The 26,299-nt window shown below is 43.7% G+C and carries 10 protein-coding genes; 2 read left to right on the top strand and 8 right to left on the bottom strand.

The window, feature by feature from the left end:
- Nucleotides 1-62: 62 nt before the first annotated feature.
- Nucleotides 63-1,211 (top strand): isocitrate/isopropylmalate family dehydrogenase, encoded by a 1,149-nt coding sequence (locus ICV90_RS01890; RefSeq protein WP_215359232.1) that lies wholly within the window; start codon nt 63-65, stop codon nt 1,209-1,211.
- Complete coding sequence (locus ICV90_RS01885; RefSeq protein ID WP_215359230.1) at nt 1,208-3,148, top strand: aldehyde dehydrogenase family protein; 1,941 nt, start codon at nt 1,208-1,210, stop codon at nt 3,146-3,148. Before ICV90_RS01890 ends, ICV90_RS01885 begins: the two co-directional genes overlap by 4 nt.
- A gap of 38 nt (nt 3,149-3,186) precedes the next feature.
- Here the strand turns inward: ICV90_RS01885 and ICV90_RS01880 are convergent, their stop codons facing one another.
- The 8 genes from ICV90_RS01880 to ICV90_RS01845 form a co-directional block, all read right to left on the bottom strand.
- Complete coding sequence (locus ICV90_RS01880; protein ID WP_215359228.1) at nt 3,187-4,653, bottom strand: class I adenylate-forming enzyme family protein; 1,467 nt, start codon at nt 4,651-4,653, stop codon at nt 3,187-3,189.
- 48 nt (nt 4,654-4,701) lie between these two features.
- Nucleotides 4,702-6,168 (bottom strand): class I adenylate-forming enzyme family protein, encoded by a 1,467-nt coding sequence (locus ICV90_RS01875; protein ID WP_215359226.1) that lies wholly within the window; start codon nt 6,166-6,168, stop codon nt 4,702-4,704.
- An 81-nt stretch (nt 6,169-6,249) separates the two neighbouring features.
- Complete coding sequence (locus ICV90_RS01870; protein WP_215359225.1) at nt 6,250-6,999, bottom strand: S1C family serine protease; 750 nt, start codon at nt 6,997-6,999, stop codon at nt 6,250-6,252.
- A complete protein-coding gene (locus tag ICV90_RS01865) occupies nt 6,996-8,354 on the bottom strand; it encodes a phenylacetate--CoA ligase family protein (protein WP_215359223.1) in 1,359 nt (452 codons plus the stop codon). The genes ICV90_RS01870 and ICV90_RS01865 overlap by 4 nt, the downstream gene beginning before the upstream one ends.
- Nucleotides 8,355-8,369: 15 nt before the next feature.
- Complete coding sequence (locus tag ICV90_RS01860) at nt 8,370-8,954, bottom strand: hypothetical protein (RefSeq protein ID WP_215359221.1); 585 nt, start codon at nt 8,952-8,954, stop codon at nt 8,370-8,372.
- Nucleotides 8,955-9,040: 86 nt separating this feature from the next.
- A complete protein-coding gene (locus ICV90_RS01855) occupies nt 9,041-10,285 on the bottom strand; it encodes a glycosyltransferase (RefSeq protein ID WP_215359220.1) in 1,245 nt (414 codons plus the stop codon).
- Between the two features lie 75 nt (nt 10,286-10,360).
- Entirely contained in the window at nt 10,361-10,552 is a 192-nt protein-coding gene (locus ICV90_RS01850; protein ID WP_215359218.1) for a DUF6447 family protein, read from the bottom strand.
- A gap of 85 nt (nt 10,553-10,637) precedes the next feature.
- A complete protein-coding gene (locus ICV90_RS01845) occupies nt 10,638-26,270 on the bottom strand; it encodes a hypothetical protein (protein ID WP_215359216.1) in 15,633 nt (5,210 codons plus the stop codon).
- Nucleotides 26,271-26,299: the final 29 nt, after the last annotated feature.

Below are 26,299 nucleotides of genomic sequence, written 5' to 3'. Positions count from 1 at the left end.
CCTGATAAAATATTGAATCTTACCCATTAACCTGGGCAGCATATTAATGAAAAGTGATAGCCATGTTTAGCCATACATCAAATCGTCAGCTATTAAAATGCATTGATGGCACCCCTTCTTCGTTTGACCCTAAAAATAAACACGTCATTGGAGTTTTAATAGGCGAGGGTGTAGGTAGCGAAGTTGTTTCAGTGGCACTCAGTTTGCTTGAAATTTTGAAATTGCATACGCAACGTGAGTTTAAGCTAGAGACGGGTGGATTGATTGGGTACCCAGCCAAAGAAAAGTATGGCTCTAGCTTGTCGAGTGAGATTATTGATTTTAGTGAGTCAATCTTTTTGCAAAAGGGCGCTCTTTTTTGTGGCCCAGGCGGCGAACGCTTTGTCTATGAGATGCGTAGACAATTTGAACTTTACTGCAAGTTCACTCCTATTGAGCCCCTTCCTGAGTTAATTGAATCAGGTGCCATTCGCCCTAATCAAGTGAGAAATACTGACATCATCATGGTACGAGAAAACATGGCCGGAATTTATCAGGGCGAATGGTCCAAAGCAATTACAAATGAAGGTGAAGTCGTTGCAAGCCAAAATTTTGCCTATACACAATCACAAATTATGCAAATCTTGAAGGTAGCGTTTAAATTAGCACATAAACGTCGTCAACGCCTTCATGTGGTTTTAAAACCCGGTGGGATTCCAAGTATTTCTGAGTTATGGTGGGAATGTGCGCAACAGATGCAAGCTGAATTTTCAGATGTTGCACTCTTTCAACATGAGATTGATAACGCTGTCTATCAACTCATTGCAAACCCGTCTCAATTTGATGTTGTTGTTTCCCCTAATTTATTCGGCGATGTATTGGCAGACTGCGCCTCACTCTTACTTGCCTCGCGGGGCCTATCCTATTCAGGCAACTTTAATTCAGCTGGTAATGGTGTATACCAAACAGGTCATGGGGCTGCCCGAGATATCGCAGGTAAAGATATTGCAAATCCCATAGGACAAATCTTTTCTCTTGGAATGCTACTGAGAGAGAGCTTCCATTGGCCCGAAGGCGATAACGCTCTGCGTCAAGCGGTAAAGACTACATTACAAAGAGGCATTTACACCTCAGATATTGCCCCTGCTGGCTGCGGAACTTATGGCACACGTGAATTTGGCGAACAGGTTGGTCACTCTTTAAGACAGCAATTGCAAGGCCTAACCCTATGAGTAAGGGTTTCGGAATTTTGGTGATTGATGCTCAAGAGGATTTTTTCAATCACCCTAATCTGATGCCCACTAGGTCTGAAATCATTGCTTCAATGCATGCTCTGCTTGATTGGGCACGTCAAAACACAATACCTATTTTTCATACCCATACCGTAGTAGCCCAAGACGGCTCAAATGCCATGCCGCATTGGCATACCAACTCTATATCAACCTGTCGACTCGGCTCTGTGGGAGTAAAACCTCCCCCACTATTGGCACCCCATTTAAATGAGCCCGTCTTTACAAAGCAATTCTTTAATGCTTTTGATCTACCTGAATTAAATCAAGCCATCAATTTAGCTGGCATTCACACCTTAATAGTGATGGGCCTATACACCCATGCATGTATTAGAGAAGCAGCCCTGGGAGCCTATGCTAGAGGCCTAAAGGTAATCATTCCTATAGATGCGGTAGGATCTTATGATGCGCTGCACGCGGATTCCACATTGCATTGGTTAGATGGAAGGGCGGCAGTCTGCACTAGCTCAAAAAATTTAATGCGGGATTGGGAGAGCACTCCACTCTTCGCGAATGCATCTTCGACTTGGAAACACTTGAATCCCTGTAACGTCGAAGAGGTTTTGTTTGAAGTCATTCCACAAACCTCATTCCAAATTGAAGCTATTGGAAGAGACGTCCTCAATGCCCAAGCATCTTGGAAAAAATTATCCATTCAGACTCGTTCTGCAGAGTTAAAAAATTGGCTTCGTATTCTCAAGAATAAAGAGAAGCTTTGGGTTGATACACTCATTACTGATTTAGGTAAGCCACTCAATGATGCCAACGCTGAAGTCCAGTACGGGTTTAATTTACTTGAAAATATCTGCGCCACTCTTGACGATATAGAGTCTTTTGCCAATCACGATGTGCGCTACCATCCGCTTGGTTTAGTCACTTTAATTACCCCTTGGAATAATCCTTTTGCTATTCCTATCAGCAAAATAGGGCCCGCCCTTGGATTTGGCAATGTTGCCCTCTGGAAGCCAGCCCTTCCTGCATCGCATCTTTCTGAATTGTTGATGGACTCCTTAAAAGAAGCCAATCTTGATCACCTCATCGGCTTAATTTTGGGCGGGGCCCATACGGGTAAATCTCTCATTGAATCCCCATTCTCAACAGCCATCTCATTTACAGGATCCCTCGTAGTTGGGAAAAAAGTAGCCAGCGTTACCCATCGGCTTGGGATACCTCTGCAAGCTGAACTGGGCGGAAATAATGCGGCAATCATATTACGTGATGCCAATTTATCGGAGGCCGCCCAGGATCTAGCGGGTGCAATTTTTAGCTTTGCCGGACAACGCTGCACTGCGATCCGAAGAATCATTGTTGAATCAGTTATAGCGGACGAATTTTCTCTGCTTTTTAAGGATGCAATTGATGCACTTAATATAGGCTGTCCGCATGATTCCAAAACTCAGATGGGGCCTATCATCAACTCTGAGCAAAAAGCATTTTTATTAAATCAAATTGAGCTTGAGAAAAGCAAGGGAACTAAAACCCTAGCAATAGCATTGACCCCACAAGACCTTTCTGAAAATGGCAATTGGATGACGCCGACCATTTTCATCAATCCCAGCATCACCTCACCCATTTGGACTGAAGAACTTTTTGGACCAGTCATTGCTATATGTCAATGCCAGGATCTTGAAGAAGCAATTGCGTTACACAATGGTGTAGAGCAAGGCTTACTTGGAGTGCTCTATTCAGCCATGCCAGCAAATCAAGATTATTTTATGCAGCAAGCACAAGCAGGCCTGCTATCCCTTAACAAAGCAAGACCACCCTTCAATGTTAATGGTCCGTTTTTAGGCTGGAAAGAATCAGGCATTGGCATGCCAGAGCATGGGCGTTGGAATCGAGATTTTTATACCAAACCTCAAATCATTTACAAGAGATAGTGAGCAATGTTAAGCTCTTTGAGCAAGAAAGAGGATTTCTATGCTTTGGAGAATTGAGCAATCTCATTTGCAAAAACGCTAGCTAAATCTTTTCTTCTGACCTTGCCATTGTCATTTCTGGGCAATGCATTTATCGAGAAGTAACAACCCTTTAATACGTCACGAATAGATGGGTGATCTTCTAAAGATTTAGCAACTGTTTCTTTGCTAGCTACGAATGCGCCACAAAGTCTATTTTTACCATTAACCTTTATGGCAAAAATGGCACACTCTTTGATGGGGGTATTATTCACAACATAGGACTCTATTCGGATAGGATTAATTTTGCTGCCATCAAAGTTAATCAAATCATCCAAACGCCCTTCGATAAATAAGTAACCCTCTTCGTTGATATAGCCGTGATCACTGCTATAAAACCAACCATCACGAAACTTTAATTTAGATAATTCAGGCTCACCGTAATACTCATTTGGCATCCCTGCTACTGCAACCCGAATCTGTCCAGACCGCCCAAAAGGTAAGACCTGATCATTCTCATCCACCACTTGAGCCTTACTCCAATCCTTAATTTTTCCACTAGTTTCAGGATAGCGTTGCAGCATCTCTGCAGTGGCGAGACTAATTGCGCCCACCTCACTAATGCCATAAGGAAAACAAACATGAGGTGAAAAACGGGTGATTAAGTCCTGGATAAAGGGTGTTGATAATCCTGAGCCTACTGGCCTTAGATGTTTAACTGTCGGAAAGGCAACACCATCCTTAGGAAGAAAAGGCATCATAGCCATGAATATGTATGGAGGAAATATCAAATGGGTAACAGCAAAACAATTAATATCACTGATCAAGGTTTGATAATTATCCATTCTTGCCAGCACTACAGCACCACCTGCAAATAAAGTGCCCAGCAAAAAAACATTCCCGAGGGTTCCATACATATCAGGCAATATCACCCTTGAACTTGAGTCAATGGCATCTACCGTTCTAATCGCCCTTTCAATCCAGGAGGCATGAGTATGTAGCACCGCTTGGGGTTCGCCTGTAGATCCCGAAGTTAATAAAAAACGAGCGGAATCATCTGAAGTTGCGTTTTCTAAACCTAATTTTGTTGGATCAAAAAGTGGGTCATTCTTTTTAATATCGATTTTTCCCAATTCAATATTGATGACATCAGGCACTTCTTTGAGATCTGTATTTCGGATGAGATATTGCACTTTAAATCGTTTAATCCGCCCAGCAATTTCAAGGGGAGGAAAAAAATGTTGCAAGCTAACAGAAACTGCCCCCAATTGCGCTACCGCAACCAAGACGGCTGCATGCAAAGCAGAATGAGGAAGGGAGATGCCAACGATGCTTCCCTTACGAACGCCGCGGGCGTGTAGCTGCTTTGCTGCCCATCCAATCAGCGCAAGAAATTGGCCATGCGTAAGGTAGCCTTGGGGTGAGATGAATGCGGGGGCTGCTAAATTAATTTCAGCACCAGCTTTCACTTTTTGGTAAATATTCATTATTGAAATTAAGTATTGTTATTCATTTTTTCGCACCACTTAAAAGGGCTAAGTTTTCGAAATTTCAGAAATTTCCTTGGAAAAAATACTGACTAAATCTTTACGTAAAATTTTTCCATTTGTATTGCGTGGCAAAGAAGCCACAGAAAAATAACGATCGCCCAGTAAAGACTTCAGGTGAGGATGGTTTGCCAAGGCTCTATCAATATCATGCCTACTCGCTACAAATGCTCCAAAGAGTTGGTCCACTTCTTTCGCCTTGATGGTAAAAAATGCGCAATCAGCAATATGACTCGTGTTAATGATTTGCTCCTCTAATTGCGTAGGAAATAATTTCTTGCCATCTAAATTGATTAGATCATCCATGCGACCTTGAATAAAGAGCAGGCCCTCTTCATTAATGTAGCCATGGTCACTGCTATAAAACCACCCATCACGAAATTTCGCCTTGCTAACATCAGGGGCCTCATAGTACTGATTGGTCATGCCTTCTACTTTTACCCGTATTTGCCCAATCTCACCAGCTTTTACAATCATTTCATTTTCATCCACTATCTCGGCCTTGCTCCAAGACTTAATTTTGCCGCTAGTGCGAGGGTATTTTTTTAGCATAGCTGGTGTAGCTATGCTGATTGCACCAACTTCACTGATGCCATAAGGATAGTAGACATTAGGTGACACTCGAGTTAGCAAAGCATCTAATAAGGGTTTTGACAAGCTCGATCCCACAGGCCTCAAATGCTGAACAGTTGGAAAAGCAATGCCCTTTTCCGGAATATGTTCAAGCATGCGCTGAAAAATATAGGGAGGGAAAATTAGATGGGTTGCAGCGTACGTATTAATATCGGTTATCAACTCAAGTATCGTAGCTCTTCTATTAACAATCAAAGCAGCGCCGGAAAATAAAGTACCCAATAAAAAGATGTTTCCTAAGGTGCTATAGATATCTGGAAGAACTATGCGAGAACTTGACTCAATTCCATCAACTGTTTTATTAACTCTCTCTACCCACGATTGCTGGGTATGCAAAATAGCTTGACCATCTCCAGTAGATCCAGACGTTAGTAAAAAACGTGCTGGGTCATCAGACTTTGGCTCTGGTAAGCCCTCCTTGCTTAAGTCGAAGTGATACTGTCCTGCTCCGAAATTAATTTTTGTGAATTCAATATTTTTAACTCCAATAGCTGGCGGTATATCAGCCGTACGTACAAGATACTTTACGGAAAAGCGTTTTACCCGCTTAGCCATTTCAGGAGCAGGAATATCCTGATTTAGGCTAATGGAAATTCCTCCAAGCTGCGCAATCGCAACCACTACTGCGGCATGTAACGGAATATGAGAGAGCATCACCCCTACCACATCGCCTTTAACCACTCCTTGCCGATGTAATTCTTGTGAGGCAAATGCAATCAGAGAAATGAACTGGCCGTAAGTGAGGTAACCTTGAGCGGATATAAAAGCCGGTGCCGCTGGATTCCGTTGGGCAGCGCTAATAATTTTTTGATAAATATTCATGGCAGGCCCTTAGGCTCTTGTGACTTAAAATTATTATAAATTGACTCAATCGTGCTAAATCAATGGATTTAGGTAAGACTACTATTTATTATCTACCCCAATAACTTGAACAATTGACTGCTCACTCAAGCGCAAAATCTCATAAGGGCGATAGCGTTTAGACAAGTTTATCCACGAATACTGAACCTTCACTTCGGAGCTCTCCAGAAAGCGCATGAGAACAGAGGACTTCACAGCAAAGTTCACATTTTGCGGTAAGTCATGTGTCTTTTCAGCCACCTGTAGAGCGTCTAATTTTCCCTGGACCATACCGACCACCATACCATCAGGCGTTAGAACTGGGCCACCAGAATTGCCTTTTTGAACTTGTGCGCTTAATTGAAAAAGATCTAAGCGTCTTGGACCCACACCAAAAGCTCCGTTAATCAAACCTTCCGTAATCCGAATTCCCATATTGGTAGATGATGGCAATGGAAACCCAATGACATATACCTCCAAGCCCACAGGTATATCGGACCAATTAGCAATCGCTAGAGGTGTAGATGGTCCTTCAATTTTTAATAAAGCTAGATCACTAACAGGGTCGGATTTGATTAAGGTAGCATTTTTAATGATGTTCCCACTAAGCCTGACCAATACTTTTTCGCGCTTAGCAAGCACATGATTGGCAGTGAGTACATAACCATCATTAGAAATAAAAAATCCACTACCTACGGATACTGTTTTTTGTATTCCATTAATACGAGCCGAGTCGACTCCCTCATCACCCCAACTCGTCAGTGAAAAGCAAAGTAACAGTCCAAAAAAAATGGTTGGGCGAAAATAATTCATATCAAAATTTTGATGCAATCTTCGGGTGGAAACCATTCCTGTGGAACTTGCTCAAATTCCTCCCGCTTCCGATTATCCTTTTGTAGCAAGTTAGTGGGTTGCTGAATGTATAGCCATAAGCCGGCGAGGCCGTCTTTAATAAAAATCTTTCGAATAGTATCAATCTCAATTGAACTCAAGGCTTGCTTGCAGACAAGCTCTAAACTCAGTTCACGACCAATATATTGCCTTACCCTAAACTCCAGAATATTAGGCATTAATCCAATATCATCACCCAAAAAACCCATTGGGTGCGTACTTCCATCAGCATGAATCACCGCATTTCTGACGCGCCCCCAAAGCTTGGAAATCACTGGCAAGTGAATGCCGCAATCACAAGGTACCCCCCAAGATGCTAAGTCTCCCAAGTCATAGCGGATCAGGGGCATAGCATAACTAAATAAATTCGTTACTAAGACACGCCCTACTTCACCAACAGCACATGGTTGACCTTGCTCATTCACAATTTCTACTATGACACTTGCCCCCATGACATGCTGATGATCATGCTTAGGGCATTGCAAGGAAATCAAACCCGTTTCTTCGCTGGAATACCGATCAATAATTCGAGCTCCGAACGCTTCATAACAGAGCGCACGATGGGTTGCTGATACTTTTTCAGATTGGGATATTACCGCTTTCAGTGAAATTTCAATATTTTGCTCAAGCGCCAACTGTGCAAGCTGGGCAACGACAAAAGGACTTGCTTTTAAATAACTAGGTTTTTCTCGTATCAGCCAATCCAAGTGGGACTGTAAGCTAGCTTCCGCAACACTCCGAGTGATATAGCGCCCTCGACAATTGAGCGCTTGGAAGATCCCACCCCAACTAGCATTGACATTATTTTGAATGCTAAAACCTAAGAAGGCGATGGTTTGATTGGGATCTGTTTTATGCCATTCACCCTCCAATAAAGCATAGGCACCCACTAATGGATTCTGAATACTCTTTAATCGATTGACTCTCACTGGTTTACCGGTAGAGCCAGAAGAAGCCACTGAAAAAATATCATCCTGATTTAAGCCCGGCCACTTTGCCTGCAGATTATCAAACTCATCTTGAATATCATGCCGAGTGAGCGGAGTTAGCGTTTGTAATAATTGGGCAATATCAGAGTTAGCGCTGTACCCAACCGCATCGAGTCGTTTCTTCCAAAATGGGCTATGTTGATAAGCATGGGAAAGTAATGCTTTCAGTTGATGTAACTGAGCCGCTGTTTGACTCTCTAAATCTTGCTTTTGAAAGCCACGTAATTGTTCTAGTAGCAGCAAAGCAGGGGCTGCCTGTGGATTAAAAAAGATTAAAGGGGATCTCATGAGTGGAATATTTTTCTACCACTGAGCCCGCTCTATTTGCTGAATAATGAGCGTCTCTAAGTTCAAGAGAAGTTCGCGAGTCATCTTTAGGCCAATCGATTGATTATGGGTATCTACAAAGTTAATGCGATAGAGAACCGGTTGGCCGTCTAGCTGTGCAAACTGCATGGTCTTTAATACCCCAACTCGCGCCTCTCCCCTTCGTACCTCTTCTAGATTCAACTTCATCACACCTGGTTTTGGTGGATTCTTGGTGGCAGCAATATCTCGCTCAAACGCTACCGGGGCTTTAAGGTCCGCGGGAACCTTTTTTTCAACAGGTGTTTGATCGATCACTTGAACACTCTTCTTTTGATCCTCCACCACAGGCTTATTCTCCGCATATTTACTACCATCCCGCTCGGGAGCACTTTTTTTCTCTTTGATGCCACCAGCCAATTGTTGATTAAAGATATCAATCAAACGCAGTGCAGCGCGGCGCGTAATCCAAAGGGGTCTGCTGGAGCCCTCCATGAGTACCTCCAGGAGCAGGCGATCTTCATCTTGCACATAAGAAACAGAGAGGCCTTTTAGACGTTGACTAGCATCATTCAATTGCATATTCCTTTATGGATTCTTTTGCCGATTTAAAACCTAAGATAACTATCCTACATGAATAATGCTCTTAAGATAAAATAAGTGAGTGATTACTTACTTTCTTGTAACATTTCCTCAACGATAGCCAATTGTCTAGGCAAAGACATTGCGTGCAAATCATAGCGCTCCACAACTGTTTGACGAGCATTTTTACGCATCTGTAAGAAGTCATTTGGTGAAACAAGTACTTTGGTGATTTGATCTGATAATTTTTCAATATCAAAAAAATCTACCAGCAATCCATTATGCCCATGCTCAATCACTTCGGCCACCGGGGGTGTATCAGATCCGACCACAACACACTCCATGCTCATAGCCTCCAAACAACTCCAAGACAAGACAAAGGGATAAGTTAAGTAGACATGGCAATCACTGAGCCTTAAAACATGAAGATAATGTTCATAGGCCAAATTTCCTAAAAAAAAGACTCTGGATAAATCCAGACGATCTTTAACTTCATCCAAATAAACCGACTTCCATGTTTTTCCCGGCGGCGGCGCAGAACCATATGAAGTTGCATCACCACCAACTATGATGACAATTGCCTTGGGGTTTTTCTTAAGAATTTGCGGTAAGGCCCGCATAAAAACATGATAGCCACGATACGGCTCAAGATTTCGGTTAACAAAAGTAATTACTTGATCGCCTTCATGCAGCGTCCGAGTCTGGCCGTTAGCATTTTTTAGGCTGACTTGAGACCTATTAAAGTTCGTTGATGGCTTCACCTCAGAGGTATTAATACCATCAAAAATCACATCAATTTTTGAATGGAATGCTTTTGGATAGCGCGACTTTTGCCACTGTGTCGGGGCATAGGCTCTGTCCATATCGTTTAAAGCCATTAAAACATGAGCATTTTTAACGGTTACACGGAAAGAAGCGTCGGTATAGATATTATCGAATTCAGGATCAAATCCAACATCACCACCGGTGTTGTTGTAGTAGAACTCGAGGAAATGAAGTTGTTTGGTATTTGGAAAGATATCTTTTAAAAACATCGTTTCACCCCAGCCAGGGTGGGCAATGACCAGATCAGGGTAAAAGCCGCTTTCCAATAATTTCTTTAAGGCTTGCGCGCATCCCTCAGCACGAATCAGCTTAGTTTCAAAATCTGTCGCGAGTGGAAAAATCGTTTTACTAGTGGACTGCTTGACGGAATACTTCGTCGATTGAATACCCGGTACCCGCCTATCATTCATCGTCAGCGCGCGCACATCATGGCCCAATTGGCTTAAGGCGGGAGCCAGGTGCTTAAATTGACCGGGGAAATTTTGATGGATGAATAGAATTTTCATACGATATGGATCATTCAAACGATCCAATTAAAAAGGGCGCATAGCGCCCCTTTTAACTAGAAACTGAAAAGAAAATTATTTTTCTAATTCAGATTTAGCTGCTCGTGCATATGCAACACGTGCAGTTTTGAGCATTGCTAAAGTTGCCTCAGTGCGAGCAATTTCCATATCAGTAGCGCGCAAGCTTGCGAGCTGCTGCTTCACAACATCAGATAAATCCTCTAAAGGATACTCTTTGCCGTCAATAGTTACATTTTCATTAGCCAAAACTTCTCTCCTAAAATCAATTTTAATAGTTAAAACAACCTACTAGTGTGAAAGTATATCACTCTAGTAGGTCTATTCCTCAAGCTTATCCAGGGATCGCGTTAAAGTTACCTGAAGTCAGCGCCGTATCATGCACACCCACCAAGAGAACAATAGACGCAGTGTTCAGTAAGTTGGTACCACTAACACCCTCGATAATCGCGGTTGCAAAGGTATGCCCGCCACCATCAGAGCCACCTCCATCTGCTGTTACAGTAAATCGCATAGCAGAAGCATCCCAATTACCTTCCAACTTATAAAGTCCACCCGCGGAGAAGAGTACCGAGTTACCAATCCTGGTGTTCAAAATTGAAGTGGCATTCTCATTGAGTGTGTAGTTACTAATTCCAATCTGATCGATGCCAGTATTGAATCCATTAATAATGTCAACACCAGCTGCGAAGTCAAGGAAGTTACCAACAACCACCTTGCCTACGTTCACACCAGCACCACCTAATTGTGCAAATGTTTGCTCGATACTGTCATCAAAGTGTTGATAGAAAATATTAGCACTTGAGTGAGTCAAGCCAGCGGTACTAATAGTATCTGCACCTTTATAACCCTCAATTACTTTACTACCTGTTCCAGTAATTAAAATCGTATCGCTATCAGCACTTCCGATGATTGTCTCAGCACCATTACCGCCAGTGATATTCCAACCATTAGTCAATCCATCAACAGTATCTTGATAAGCGTTATGAAGATCAATAATAGAATTCGTACCAGCAGTATTCAGATCGGCCGTACCAAAGTTAGATGTTCCACTAGTTGCTACATAGTTAGAAATACTATTTAAGGTTAAGTGAGCAGTTGCATCAACGTTACTTCCAATCAAGAATGTTACTGAAGTATTCGAGTCTGATAAGAAGCTTTGATCAGCGGTCAGATGAACACTAGTATCCAGGGTGACATTAGCAAATTCTTGATTCACCAAAGACCAATTAGACGCATCATAAGTTTCAGAGAACTCTAAATTTGTCTTATCAGCGCTTTGGCCACCAACCAAAGTAATTTCATCAGAAGTATCAATACTTAGCCCATCAAACAAGACAGTTTGAGCGCCTAAATCTGAAACATTCAGTTGACTTAAACCACTCATTGCCGTGTTGGTTAGATCGAATACGGATGATACGAGATCGCTCATCACTGTCAAAGTAGAACCATTACCAATAACTGACAAGAAGTTAGTCGTAGTAAATTGATTTTGCTTAACAATTAAGGTGCTATCACCAATGGTCACATTTTGAATCTTAGCTAATGTAGCTCCAGAAACGTCTGCGTTGTAATCTGTATGCAAGGTATTGAGGCCGTCGCGCATATTGATATTGCCAGTATAGGCACCATCCGCATTCAAATTCAGAGTATCAGAACCCTCTCCAAAAGTAACAGACTGGGTGTTTAAATCAGCAACCATTGAATTGATGTTGACCGTATTGTCTCCGTTACCTAGGCTAGCTAAGCTAGAGTCAGTACCAATGAACCAGCTTGCAACATTAGCGTTCAAATTGTAGTCAGTCAAAGCACCGAAGATACTTGTATCTACTTGGAGAATATCGCCAGACATCGTTGTGATATCAGCCAGTACCTGACTAGCGCCGTCCAGCTCAGATGACTGTAATTGTGAGCTATTCACAGTAACAGTTGCAGATGTAGCTGCAAAAGCCAAAGTCCAACCGCCTCCAGTAGCCAATACTGTTGAACCAGCAATATTCGCACCATCGATTGCAGAAACTATATTGTCGCCACCGCGCAAATTGAAGTTTCCAGAAGTGGTGTAATTTAGAACGCTTAAGGTATCGTTGCCGCTACCAGAAGAAACGTTTTGGGCATTGGCCAACAGCACATCGCTAGTAATCTGAACAAAGTTATTTTGTGCACCCAGATCAGTTCCATCAGCAGTAGCACCAATATTCCAGTTCTTCACATTTGACGCCAAGCCAAAAGCACCGCCTGATCCATCATTCAATGCACCGCCCACGCTTGTGTTTACGGTAATGGTGTTAGAAGTACCATCGTTGGTATAGGCATAAACAGACTCTGCCTGAGTGGTAGAGATGGTTACACCAGCATCTACCGAGGTAAATTCCAACGTCCAGGTGCCATCGCCATACTGAGACATATATGAATGAGAAATATCTGCCGTATCGCTAGCAAAAACAGTTGCCGTACTAGCGCCGAAGCAAAGTTCACCGTAAGTAGTAAAAGCACCTACATTCACGCTATTCACGGCGCCAACACCATCCATATGAACGCTTTGATAGTTATCAACGCTTAAATCGGAGTTGGTTAGATTGACGGAGTTATTACCGTAACCTAATGCTGAGCCCCAGTATTCAATGCCGATACCCCATTTCAGTACATTGCTTAGCAAGTCGTAATCGACTAAGCTGCGGCCATGGACATCAGTGTTCACGATGACAATATCGCCAGTCATCGTAGTAATGTTATCTACAACATCACTTGCTCCTGCTTCATCAACAAATTGCAATTGGGAAACATTCACCGTTACGGTTGCGTATTCTTCGGCAATCGCCAAAGTCCAAGTGCCTTCAGTAGCCAACACAGTAGAACCTGCAATGTTAGCGCCATTAATTGCGGTAATCGTATTGTCACCAGCACGTAAATTGAAGTTACCACTTGTGGCGTAGTTGCCAACACCCAAAGTGTCATCGCCACTACCAAAGTCTACAAATTGATTATCTGCACCCAGGGCTACTGAGTTTGCATTATCAATTGCTGGAGCAAAATCAACTCCACCTGCTGTCGCCCCAATATTCCAGTAACGGACATTAGAAGCTAACACAAAGGCATCGATTAATGGGCCGCCAGCAGTGTTTACGGTAACTGTGTTGTCGCCATCATTAGTGTATTGATGGACTGAATTCGCTTCGGCTGTAGAAATTGTTACACCAGCATCAGTTTCTGTAAATTCAAGTTCCCAAGTTCCTGCACCGGTTGTTGTAACAGACGAACCAGAAATATCAGCTCCGTTAGCCGCTTGGATGATGTTATCTCCGCCATGCATGCTAAAGGTTCCCGAGGTGGTGTAAGCACCCACATTTAGCGTGTCACCTTGATCGGCAAAGGTCACATTTTGTGAATTGCTGCTACCTGACTCTGATTGGAGACTCACGGAGCTGGCATTAATTCCCAACGGATCAAGCGCTGTTGTGATACCAATGAACCAATTTTCAACGCTGTAATCTAGAGCATAACCATTCAATCCAGTAACAGAGGTGTCAACTACAACTGAATCACCAAATGTTGCTGTAATGTCAGTCAGCACATCACTAACATTTCCTCCACCAGAAGTATCCAATTGCAATTGGGAGCTATTGACTGTTACAGCCGCATCTTCACCTGTAATTGCCAATGTCCAATCACCACCAGTAGCCAACACAGCAGAACCTGCAATGTTTGCGCCGTCATAGGCCGTGATCGTATTATTACCGGCACGCAAATTGAAGTCGCCAGTAGTGGAATAGCCGCCAACACTTAAGGTATCGTCGCCGCTACCAAATTTAACATTTTGATTTGCTGCGCCCAGGGCTACTGAGTTTGCGTTGTCAATTGCTGGAGCAAAATCATCTCCAGCTGCTGTCGCACCAATGTTCCAGTTAAGAACGTTAGAAGCTAAGCCAAAGGCATTGGTTAGTGGACCGTCAACAGTGTTTACGGTAACTGTGTTATCGCCATCAGTAGTGTATTGATAGACTGAATTCGCTTCATCCGAAGATACGGTAACAGCGGCATCGGTTTGATTGAATTCTAAAGTCCACCGGTAACTAGCGCTGACGCCTGAGAGAGAAATGTCAGCCCCATCATCCGCAATAATCGTGCCATTGGAATTGCCGAAGCTGAAATCGCCATCGGTCGTAAAGGCTTGAACATAAATACTGTTGATGTAGGAATTACCGCCACCCATGTATACGCTCTGGGAGTTTGGACCAGTGCTACCGCCTACTGAATCATTCTCAGAACGAAGGGTAACTGAGTTATTGCCCAAACCAATGGATTCATTGTCTGGTGTTATGCCGATATACCAATTACCAACGGAATAGGCCAGGCTGTAGTCAACGAGCCAATGTGAAAAATCAGCATTTGCGTCAGTGTTGACCGAGATAGTGGTATTCATGTTGCCACCCACTACGACAGTAGCTTCATTAGGACCTACCAATTGCCATGCATTCACACGCACTGAAGCGTCCGCTGCAACCTCCAAAGTCCAAGCTTCTGAAGCTGCAGTGATATGCGCTTGATCAATATTTACCCCGTCATTTAGGAACAAGGTGTTATTTGATGCAGAAACATTGGAACCAAACTGAATATCACCATAGTAAGAATCAGTTGTGTCAGTCAACGACACATAATCACTGCCAGAGTCGCCAGATAAATAAGCTGACTGAGTATAGTTTCCAAGATTAATTCTGACTGTACCAGAGGTGCTTGAATTCATCGTGGCATTTGTTGCATTGCCTAGATCAACCGTTACATTAGCAAAATTGCTCTTGTTATAGACATCAATACCATTCAAACCATACCAATCATTGGTAGTTTGGTTTAAGACCAAACCATCCCCTGTGGTACCACTCATCAGATCAATCTCATGGATGTCGTAGATATGGTTACCAAGTCCTGCGTTTGAATCTGATAAGGTGCCTTGTGCAAAGGTGGTGAATTGAAGCTTGTTAAATCCGGCACCTTCATAGCCGCCATACAACTGGAAGCCTGAGCTGGATCCCATTGTCTCATTAGCGAAAATAAAGGTGTTATCGCCATAGCGAGTACCGTCTACTTCCGTAAGATTAGTGGTGACTGTGCCATCAATATGCAATGTGACGCCCGGGCTACCGCCGTCATAGCGTTCATTTGCAAAATCATAGAATAAATTGGTGGCTGAGATCACAGTGACATCAGCAGCTACATAGGAATTGATGTAGAAGACGTCATATGACTCCACATTGTGTCCATCAAGAGCAGTGTCAACCACAACTACATCAGTTGAGCTACCCCAAATGGTGTAGATAGTGCTTGTGTAATTCGCAACGATACCTTGACCACCGAAGTTCCAGCTAGTCAATTCAGATGCTTTAACACCGGTCAAGACCACCATCGAATTATTCGTAGAAAGGTTGTAATTGTCACCACCGCTAGATTGAATTACCAAGGTGTCGAGTGCCGCTGCATCATCATAAGCCGCTACAGTAAAGATACCACCAGCAAAGTTACCAGCCAAGATACCACCGTGGGACAGAGAGCTTGCATTCATACCTAATACATACTGCACCGTTGTGAATTGGTTGGTATACAAGATATCAATGTTGGCAGCATAACCATTACCGGAGTCCACGTCAGTAATACCAGCACGGAAGTTATTGACAATATCAACACCTTCACCAAAGGTAAGGGTATCGCCAACAGCAATCACATTGTCCTCACCCGCAATAACAATGCTGGTTGCAACCAAGCTGTCCTGCTCACCTTGGTTAACATCATTGGAATAGTAGCTGGAGTAATCAAATGTCAATGGATCCAGAATGACTGTATCTGCATTGGTGTTAGCGGTAATGCTGCTGTACGCACCAGCTCCATAAATCGTATCTCTACCCGAACCGGAAACAATGGTTTCGTCGTAAATGTCATTGTAGGTAAAGGAGTTGTTATAAGTACCACCAGCAGTCAAGTTCACTGACAGACTTGCGCCTTGGACTTCTAATTGGCCAACGCCTTGAGCCGTCAGAATCATGCCATTTTCGGCAAAGGCTGAACTAGCCTGGCTACCGAGCTGCACCCACTGATAGTTTTGGTAGTCGCCATTGTTATTGAGCACCAATTCTTGCAGATTGGACATGTAGCTAAAGGAGCTATCGTACAAATCACTGCCGTTAATATTGCTTGAATTGGGGTTGTAAGTATGGACTACTAATGTGTTGTAGTCGGATCCACCATCAATACTTGTATCATATAAATTAGCACCGTAGCTCATGTTAATGACATCGTCGCCAATACCAGTGTGGATATTCTCTCCACCCAAGTCGGCGTTTACAGTGTCATCGCCATTACCAGTATAAATGTTGGTGCCATTACTTGGGTCGCCATGACCATCAAAGTTGACAATTAAGTTAGAGTTGAAAGCAGAGCCATAAGGGCTAGCTCCACCCCCCTCAGCATTGAAAGTGGTTGTATTTTGAGATAGTTCGACCGTCAAGTCTGCACTAATATACCCACCTGCCAAGAAAATCACACCTGTGTTCGTATTGCTTGCATCGAGCACTCTAATTCCAGCTTCTTGAGCAAAAGTTGCAAGTTGAATAGAATCAGATGACCAGCCACCAGCGCCCTGGCTACCCCAACCATCAACTGTAAAGAGGTAGTTGACATTATCGACGTTAATAAAGTCGCTATCAGCAATGTCGGTGGAAGCGCCATAGTAGTCTGCATGCGTAGTGAGCAGAATACGATTTTGATTGCTGCTACCGCCACCAATAACGTAGTCGTTATTGTTCAGCACTCCAGATGCAAATTCAAAGGTAGTGTGGCCATTGCTTGAACCTTTGAAATAATCATTGCCTGTTCCGCCAACCATGGTCCACTCACCTGAAAGTGAGTCGGATGCACTAGCAGCACTCACATCAACATGAGCACCTTCGTCTGCAGAAGTAATGATGACCTGGCCATCATTGGTTGTGCCTTCGGCTGCTACGTATTGACGATGGCCCTCGTTATCTCCCACATAATTGATGGTAACGATATTGTTAGAGCCAACTTGGAACATGACAGTGCTAGATAAGAAAGTATCTCTCACAATCAGATCGACATCACTACTCAGATTAATGTTTGCAAAGTCACCTTCAGTCAGAGACCAAGCTGAAGCATCATAAGTCTGGGTAAACAGGAAGTTAGTAGCAGCATCACCGGACCAAGTTACAGAATCCCCTAAGACTTCACCATCTGTACCAGTAATCGTAGAGCTATCAACAGTAATTAAATGATCGCCCATCGCTGTATTGATCTGGGTAAATGCTTCAATCCACGTATTAGTCAAGTCAGCATCAATTGTTCCTGACAAGGTCAATTGATTGTCTGCAGAACCTGTGTTGTGGATATGGTTGTAATTACTGCTTGTGAAACCATCAATACCGAGGGTAAGCGTATCAGCCGAACCACTCTCAATTACCGTCTGAACATCGCTAACAGTCTTGCCTGATAAATCAGCTGAATCAACAAAGGTCAGGGTAGTGTCGTAATCAAGAGCATCAGATTGGCCAACAATAGTGCTGAGATTAATAACTTCTGCACCTGTTAGGGTCACATCAGTGTTATCAGTATTGCCGTAGGTATCCAAATCCAATGTTGAACCGGAAGCACCAAAGGTTAAGCCAGTTCCGGTTGATGAAAAGTCATACAATCCGCTAGTCAAATACAGAGTAGCTGCTTCATCAGCATTAAAGGTAATTTGATCAATGTTGTAAACGTCATTTGCACTTAATTCATATGCAAAGGCACCTGTAGATGCGGTGTTCAATAAATTGATATTGGAGAGTTGAGCAAGCCTCAAGTCATAGGTGCCTGAAGCGTTCGCAGTGATGGTATTAACACTACCTGCATCAATAAGACCCATATCAATCGTGCCAGAATATTGACCATCAGCATTGAGGGTAATAGTATCTGTTCCAGAACCAAAATATACGTTTTGACTATTAGAACCTTCTGTTAGGTCAAGGCCTACGCTATTGTCGCCAAGACCTAATAAAGCAAACGATGTATCGATGCCGATATACCAATTAGCCACGCTTGTGTCTAAGTTGTAATTGGTCAGCGCACCATACTCATTAGTATCAACTACAACTGTAGCATTACTGGTGAGATAGCTATATTCCGTTTCAATACCAGAAGCATGATCGCTTGCATCCAAAATGTAAATCAAATGATCAGTAGCAACTGTTACAACAGAATCTTCTCCCTGAATCAAGATTGTCCAAGTACCGGCCGTCACAGAACCTTCAACCCGATTAGAGCTATATACAAAGGAGTCAACAATATTCGCACCGTTATCTGCGAAGATTGTGTTTGTACCGGCACCAAGGTTAAAGTCGCCATGAGTGATGTAGTGGCCGATATAAAGCTCATCGTCACCACCACCAAAGTTGACGTTTTGGTAATTGTCTAAGCTAACAATAGGATCAGAGCGCAGTCCCACTACGTTGTCACCCGCACCTAGATCATTACCTACGCTATCGACACCAATATTCCAATTCGGCACATTGGCAGCCAAATAGTAATACTGTAAGGCGTTTTCAGTGGTGTTCACGGTTAGGGTGTTAACACCATCGGTCGTCATTACTGACCCAGAAATTGTGTCCATCTCTAGCATTGAGTAAGCCTCAGCGGTAGAGATTGTTACCCCAGCATCATGACCAAACTCCAGAATCCAGCTACCTGCTGCAGTAACAGTGGAGGCAGAAATATCTGCGCCATTATCGGCATGAATAATGTTGTAACCATAACCCAGATCGAATGAACCTGATGTGGCATAGGACAAAACATCCAGAGTGTCATCACCAGAGCCAAAACGAACGTTTTGAGCATTGTTAGGAGCAGTATCAGTGCTTAAGGTAACTCGGTTATCGCCGTTACCTAAATCCGCACCAGTAAAGTAAGAAATACCTACACCCCAATCTCCAACGGAGCTTGCTAAGACGTAAGAATCATAGCCGCCTGATGCTCCTAAGGCGCCACCATAGTAGTAGCCGGTATTGACATCTAGGTTTTGCTCGCCAACAGCGCCATCCCCTACCACAGAGTAAGCATGCCCAGCAGCTTGCAGCTGATAAGAGGCCGCTTGTGCAGTAGAAAATTGGGCCACTTCTAGTGTCCAGCTGCCGCTACCGCTGTCTGCAGAAATGCTTGCATCAATAATGCTCACACCATCATGCAAAACCATGGTGTTGATACCAGCCTGCAAGGCAAATGTGCCGGAGTAGCTACCAGCATCATCGAGAATAAGTCTATCGTTTGCTTGGCTACCAGTAACACTTTGCTCCACTTGACCTACAGTAAAGGTGTTGTAGTCATCTTCTCCGCCACCTAAGATCCAATTACCAATATTGGCATCTAGCACATCGCTATTGGTTGATGTGTTTGTGAAGCTGATGGTGGTCGTAGAAAAACGATCATGGGCATTGATCAGTCCAGCATCTTCAAAGATTTCATACTGACCAACAGTCATTTGCGTGAAACTAGCAAAGTAGTCAGTAAAGATAGATTGATATTGAACAGCCTCTGGAGAATAGTCAGTCCAGTGCAAATCGCCATCGGCAAAGTTGCCATTAGTAAAACCACTGTCCTCACCCGATATCACGAAGTTAGATACAGAAAAACCAGAAGGGATATCGAATCCAACTACAGCAATATTGTCATAACCAGTGCCAATAAAGTCAAAGTTATAGTCACCGGTTTCAACGTTGTAGCTCAGCTGCTTTACATCACCATTAATTTCAATAGCTAGGGCTGCACCAGTTTGATTGCTGTAAGTGTTATCTACATGATAAGAAACGTGATAAGTCGCATCGCTTACAGTCGAAAAGCTCTGACCCATCACAGAAACGTAGCCTTCGTATGCGTCTGTTTCAGCTGTATTAGCGCCGGAGTCAATATACCAAGTGCCAACTGCTGTTACGAGGTAGTTTTGTGCATTAATTTCTAAAGCAGTAGTACCGCTATCGCTTACAGAGATGCCTGCAGATGAAATATCTTGGTTGCTGCCAGTCAAAATTAACGTGTTTTGACCGCCGCCCAAATCAATATCGCCATTGATATTGAAATCAAGCGCGTGCAGTGTGTCATTGCCATCGCCCGCAACAACGGTTTGGAACAATGTCCCTAGGGTTACATCATTGTTGTTGCCACCCCAGTTATCGCCATTAATATATGAACCAATTCCCCAAGAGTGGACATTGGCATCTAAGGTGTAATTTGTTAGAGCGCCGTAACCTGTATAGACGTTTGCTACAGAGCCAGAACCTCCGCCAGTAATATCACTTGTCGCATAGTCACCAATCAACTTGTCGGTTGCAGTGTAAAAAGTGGCGCCTTCAGCCAGATTCAGAACCCATGTTCCACCATTGTTAACGGTGATTGAAGTCTCAACAATTCTGTCGCCTGTTTCGACATTCAGCGTATTGTTGCCATCGCCAAAATTAATACTTGAATCGTAGTAATTTACATTCGATTGTAAGTTAACGATATTGTCACCGTGGGCGATATCAACATACTGACTTTCTCCGCGCATGAAAATTTCATTACCAGCAGCACCGCCCATAGTTTCAGAATATGCATAATCAACAAAACCATTGTTGTAACCTGATCCTAGGTCTACAGAAGCGCCTTGATAAGAAGCTAAGTTTCGAACTTGAATGTTATCCAGTTGATCGCTATCGCCCAGTGTTAACGTTCCTGTTGTACCGTTAGTGAGGGTGATTCTGTCGATATTGGCAATCTGGATTTGTGAGCCTGATGTAGCATTGCCGAGCAGAACAAAGGTAGCAGAATCAAAACTTTGGAACTCAACGATGTCGTAGCCACCTGCACCACCATCAATATAGGAATAGTCCGCGCCAATATCAGTAGAGCTTTCTACGATAATGTCATTATACGCAGAGCCCGTGACGGCCTGAAGTTGTGATGAAACGCTACCAACTACATCAATATAAATCGAGCCACCATAAGTTTCTTGCAAAGTAACACCGCTAAAGTCAATCGACTTCACGCTAGATTCATTGAAGATGCCACCGAGATAACGGGTTTGCACATTCATCACACCATATTGGTCCATTGAGAAGCCAGTAAAGGCATCGCCATAGACGGTATAGGTTTGAGCGGTACGGTTCCAAGCAGCAGTCAAGCTGCGTCCACCAAAGTTCTCGTTAACCAGATCGAGCTGATTAACACCCTCCAACAAGACCATCGATAGATTGGAGCCTAGATAAGTATTGCCCTCACCACCACCCGCTTGCAAAATAATCGTGCTATCCGAATACTCTCCTTCACCTACGGCAACCCATACATAGCCATCCCAATTAACACCTAAATATCCAGAATGGGTCAGATCGAAGGTGCTCTCGCCAATAATGGTGCGAGCATAGTGGAAGTCTACTTTTAGAGTATCGCCAGTAAAGATAGTTTCTTGGTCATTAGCGAAGCCTGCTTTGAAATTATAAATAACGTCAACGCCATCATTAAAGGCGATCGAACCACCCACTCCGATAACAGATTCGGAAAAGTCAAAGCTTGATGCGATATGGCTGTCTGTCTGGCCTTGGTAAATTGTATTTTGATAGCTACGTGAAGCTGAGACATAAATTGTGTCTGCGCCTGTGCCGGCAGTGAGCGTATCGTTACCGAAGGTTGCCGTTATCGTATCGTTTCCTGCTCCAGTGAGGATGACATCATTTCCTACTGTATAGAAATCACCATCTGACTGCTGTACGAAGTCGTTACCAGCTCCGGTATAGACAGTATCGTTGCCAGCCCCTGTATATACATGTAGATTAACAGTGTTACTTCCTGTGAAGGCGCCCAAATCCATAAAGTTAGCATTGCTATCTCCATAAGCAGCAACATAATCTGCGTTTGTGACTGCGTACTGTCCTCCGCCAGATGCCAAAAGCCCTTGAATGCTTGTGTAAAAGTCGGAAATATTATCAATATGCAGATTTCCTGTGATACTTCCAACCCACTGTGCTTCGTAGGCAGTTGTAATGCCATCCACCTGAATATTGCTCGCATGATTCAGCGTCTGCATCGAAGCAGAATAAAAAGCTGAACCAGTGTCCTCTAAATCATAGAGAGCGCTACCAACCTTACCAGCAACTTCAAAACTTGCAATTGTTGCTGCATCACTCAGGGATGCCCAATGACCGCCGCAATTATCATTCACAGTTAAGGTATTAATGTGATCGTTTGAATCAAATGTTAGTTGCGCCAAATGGTAGGCAGTGTCTTCTACACTATCAATAACAGTCTGGCCGCTATTAGTGGCAGTTAATACTAGATTGGCAGCAGCCAAATCAAAATAAATGTTATCAGTGATATTGATGTTGTAAGCAGCATTGAGGCTAGCTTGGTCAATCAATGTTGTAGCTGGCGCTTGAGCCCAAGTCGCGACAGTGTAGTCTGAGTAATTATTATTAAAAAGCATAACTACGTAATGGTCACCCGGAGTTAAGGCAATGCCGCCAAGGCCTGTAGAGACCTGCACTAAGTGGTACTGACTGTCGCCAAGGAGTGTAATTCCGTCAATGAGAGCCAAGGGCTCACCAGTAGCGTAGCCAGCATCGGATCCGGACAATGGTCCCGACCATGCAAATACTTCTGCCTTAACAACCTGAGTATCTTGTGAATTAATGAAGAATGTAAAACCATTGAGAACCGATGTTGGTGCTGTAAAGGTTTCACCATAGACGCCAGTCGAACCACCGCCGCCAAAATATAAAATAGTGTTGTTTACCGGGGCATTTAGGTCAAGTGGGAGTGTATTAATGTTATATGTTGGGTCTCCAAAATCTGCTGACCAAGCGAGATTTCCACGCCAATCAACCCAACTGCCCCCAGCGATACTCTCTTGCGTATGCGTTTGCGAGTAGTGGGTACTGCCATCGTAAGGTGAAATGATACTAACACTCAGCGCTGAAGCGCTATCACTAATACTGTAACTTACAGTTGTCACTTCACCAGCTGTTTTAAAGCCATCTAAAGTTTGAGCTTGGGCAATAGTAGCCGCATCAGTAGCTACTACGGAGTTAGCGGTATAGCCAGAGAAGTCGAGGCCCGCTAGGCTGCTTGCGCTATCCGAGATGGTTCCGAAGGAATGGATGGCTTGGAGATCAGTAACACTTGTGGTGCCTGAAGCATCGATACTGCCAACGTTACTTGCTAAAACCGCAGGTGATCCACCAGAAATTAAAGACAAAATATCAGTAGCAACACCAGTAATACCAGTATAGGTGGTGATAGATGCGGTCGCACCTGCCGCAACAATATCATGTACTTGAGCAGTAGTAGCAACAGTAGTCACGTCAACAGTAGCCGCGCCCAATGCGACAGCTTGGTCAGCTACTACCCTATCAGTAGATACAGAAATAGTTCCTGCGTCAGCAATGTGAGCAGCGGTATCTGCAAGGCTATAGCCAGCAACAACTGCAGCGCCATGATTATTAATTATTTGCAACTGAGCAACTGTGGCATCTGTAGAAACAACAGCGCTTGCAGAATTCGCAAAGGCTGAAGCGCTAGCACCCGCTAAATTGTCAGCGGTATCTTTCAAAGTCACTTCAGCCAGTACTGCGCTGTAGGAACTCAATATCTCTGCCTGAGCAATCGTTGCGTAATCAGATACGCTAATGTAAATAGAGTGGTCAGATATCAGAGCGCCACCGCCAACCAATTCTGCGGCAGTGCCATGCACTCCGAAAAAGCGAGTTGTACCAGTATTGCTATAGCCTTCGATGATTGCAGCGTCATGTACTGACAACATGTAATCACTAACGAAGATGTTACCTACATGAGAGGCAGCAGAAACAAATGCGTCTGAGAAGTCAGCATAGGTGCTAGCTACAACACCAGCAACAGTTGTAGTACCGCTGTTACCTAGGTTGTTAATAGCATTGACAGCATCGCTAACTGATAAATCATTATCAGAGACTGCTACATTTACAATTCCGCTGAAACTGATAATTTCCGTAATATCAATGTAAGTTCCAGCAACTGTGGCAAAGGAATTCGAGCTGCTATGTAAAGTCTGGATGGCTTGGAGATCAGTAACACTTGTGGTGCCTGAAGCATCGATACTGCCAACGTTACTTGCTAAAACCGCAGGTGATCCACCAGAAATTAAAGACAAAATATCAGTAGCAACACCAGTAATACCAGTATAGGTGGTGATAGATGCGGTCGCACCTGCCGCAACAATATCATGTACTTGAGCAGTAGTAGCAACAGTAGTCACGTCAACAGTAGCCGCGCCCAATGCGACAGCTTGGTCAGCTACTACCCTATCAGTAGATACAGAAATAGTTCCTGCGTCAGCAATGTGAGCAGCGGTATCTGCAAGGCTATAGCCAGCAACAACTGCAGCGCCATGATTATTAATTATTTGCAACTGAGCAACTGTGGCATCTGTAGAAACAACAGCGCTTGCAGAATTCGCAAAGGCTGAAGCGCTAGCACCCGCTAAATTGTCAGCGGTATCTTTCAAAGTCACTTCAGCCAGTACTGCGCTGTAGGAATTCAATATCTCTACCTGAGCAATCGTTGCGTAATCCGATACGCTAATGTACACAGCACTGTCAGCAATAAGCGAACCGCCGCCAACCAATTCTGCGGCAGTGCCATGCACTCCGAAAAAGCGAGTTGTACCAGTATTGCTATAGCCAAAAACAATGGAAGCGTCATGTACTGACGTTAGGTAATCACTAACGAAGATGTTGCCTACATGAGAAACAACAGAAACAAATGCGTCAGAGAAGTCAGCATAGGTGCTAGCTACAACACCAGTAACGGTTGTAGTACCGCTGTTACCTAGGTTGTTTATTACAGACACCGCCTGGGTGGTAGATATGTCATCACTGATAGTTACATTAACAATGGAACTAAAGCTACTGATAGCAGTAATGTCAACATAAGCACCAGCAACCGTAGCGAAAGAATTCGAGCTGCTATGCAGATCTTGAATGGTGTGGAAATTAGCAACGCTAGTTGTGCCAGTAGCAGAAATACTACCAACATTCGCAGCAACTACTGCAGGAGATCCACCAGAGATCAAAGCAACGATATCAGTTGCAGCTCCAGTAATACCAGCATAGGTTGTTGAGCCAGGTTGTGCAACTTGCACGCTGATTGTGCCGACCTGTGAAGTAGTAGCGATATCAGTTACGGCAACACTTGATGCAGCATTGATTACGCCAGCATTAGCGGAAACAATATGAGCTGCAGTGTCAGCCAAACTATAAACAATGTTTGAGTAATTAAAGCTATGCAGGGTATTGGCTTGCGAAGCGGAAGCCAGACCAGCAGCTGAGACAACGCGTGCTGTCTGAAGAATAGTTGCGCTGGTAGAGTCCTCATCTATGGCCGCCACAATAGCAGCAGCAGAGTCAGTAATGCTGTATGCATTAGCAGGTGGAAGTACGCCAGCATCGTTATATGCAATTGCATCATCCAATGTGAGTACGGTACCGAACGCCACGGTTGTGAAATTCAAAACGCTGAAGTCCGTTTGGTTTGTTGCGCCAGTTAGGGAGATGACCAAATCCCCACCACTGCCACTTTGGAAACCAGCAATTAAATTCGTATTGACAATTAAGTACTCGCCATGGAAAGAACCATTAGTAACATCTAATAAAATTGCATCAGAGTAACCAGCCCGAAGATTGGACTTAATCGAAGAGTTTGTAGATAGGTATAGCGTTAGATCTGTAGTGGATGCGAGCGTAAAGTAATTCGCATACATCCCTGCCGTCATCGTTGGAACCTGGAAAAACTCCTCTGAGCCATAGCCAAAGTCAACCCCATTAACAACACTTTGGCGGACATAAAACAGTTCAGCATTGGCTTTCAAAGTGATGTTTCTCAAGTCAGAAGAAACAAGGTAATCGGTAGCTACAGGAGTAATAGTGGTCATCGTTATATCCAAACGTTAAAAAATGGCAA

Source organism: Polynucleobacter sp. JS-JIR-II-b4 (assembly GCF_018687815.1).
Taxonomy (GTDB): domain Bacteria; phylum Pseudomonadota; class Gammaproteobacteria; order Burkholderiales; family Burkholderiaceae; genus Polynucleobacter.
Note: the sequence above shows the minus strand (reverse complement) of the source record. Positions and strands in the feature narration are given on the sequence as shown.

Bases quoted from the DNA above. Each gene is read 5' to 3' on its own strand.
- ICV90_RS01890 (WP_215359232.1), top strand. From the start codon at position 63: ATGTTTAGCCATACATCAAATCGTCAGCTATTAAAATGCATTGATGGC.
- ICV90_RS01885 (WP_215359230.1), top strand. From the start codon at position 1,208: ATGAGTAAGGGTTTCGGAATTTTGGTGATTGATGCTCAAGAGGATTTT.
- ICV90_RS01880 (WP_215359228.1), bottom strand. From the start codon at position 4,653: ATGAATATTTACCAAAAAGTGAAAGCTGGTGCTGAAATTAATTTAGCA.
- ICV90_RS01875 (WP_215359226.1), bottom strand. From the start codon at position 6,168: ATGAATATTTATCAAAAAATTATTAGCGCTGCCCAACGGAATCCAGCG.
- ICV90_RS01870 (WP_215359225.1), bottom strand. From the start codon at position 6,999: ATGAATTATTTTCGCCCAACCATTTTTTTTGGACTGTTACTTTGCTTT.
- ICV90_RS01865 (WP_215359223.1), bottom strand. From the start codon at position 8,354: ATGAGATCCCCTTTAATCTTTTTTAATCCACAGGCAGCCCCTGCTTTG.
- ICV90_RS01860 (WP_215359221.1), bottom strand. From the start codon at position 8,954: ATGCAATTGAATGATGCTAGTCAACGTCTAAAAGGCCTCTCTGTTTCT.
- ICV90_RS01855 (WP_215359220.1), bottom strand. From the start codon at position 10,285: ATGAAAATTCTATTCATCCATCAAAATTTCCCCGGTCAATTTAAGCAC.
- ICV90_RS01845 (WP_215359216.1), bottom strand. From the start codon at position 26,270: ATGACCACTATTACTCCTGTAGCTACCGATTACCTTGTTTCTTCTGAC.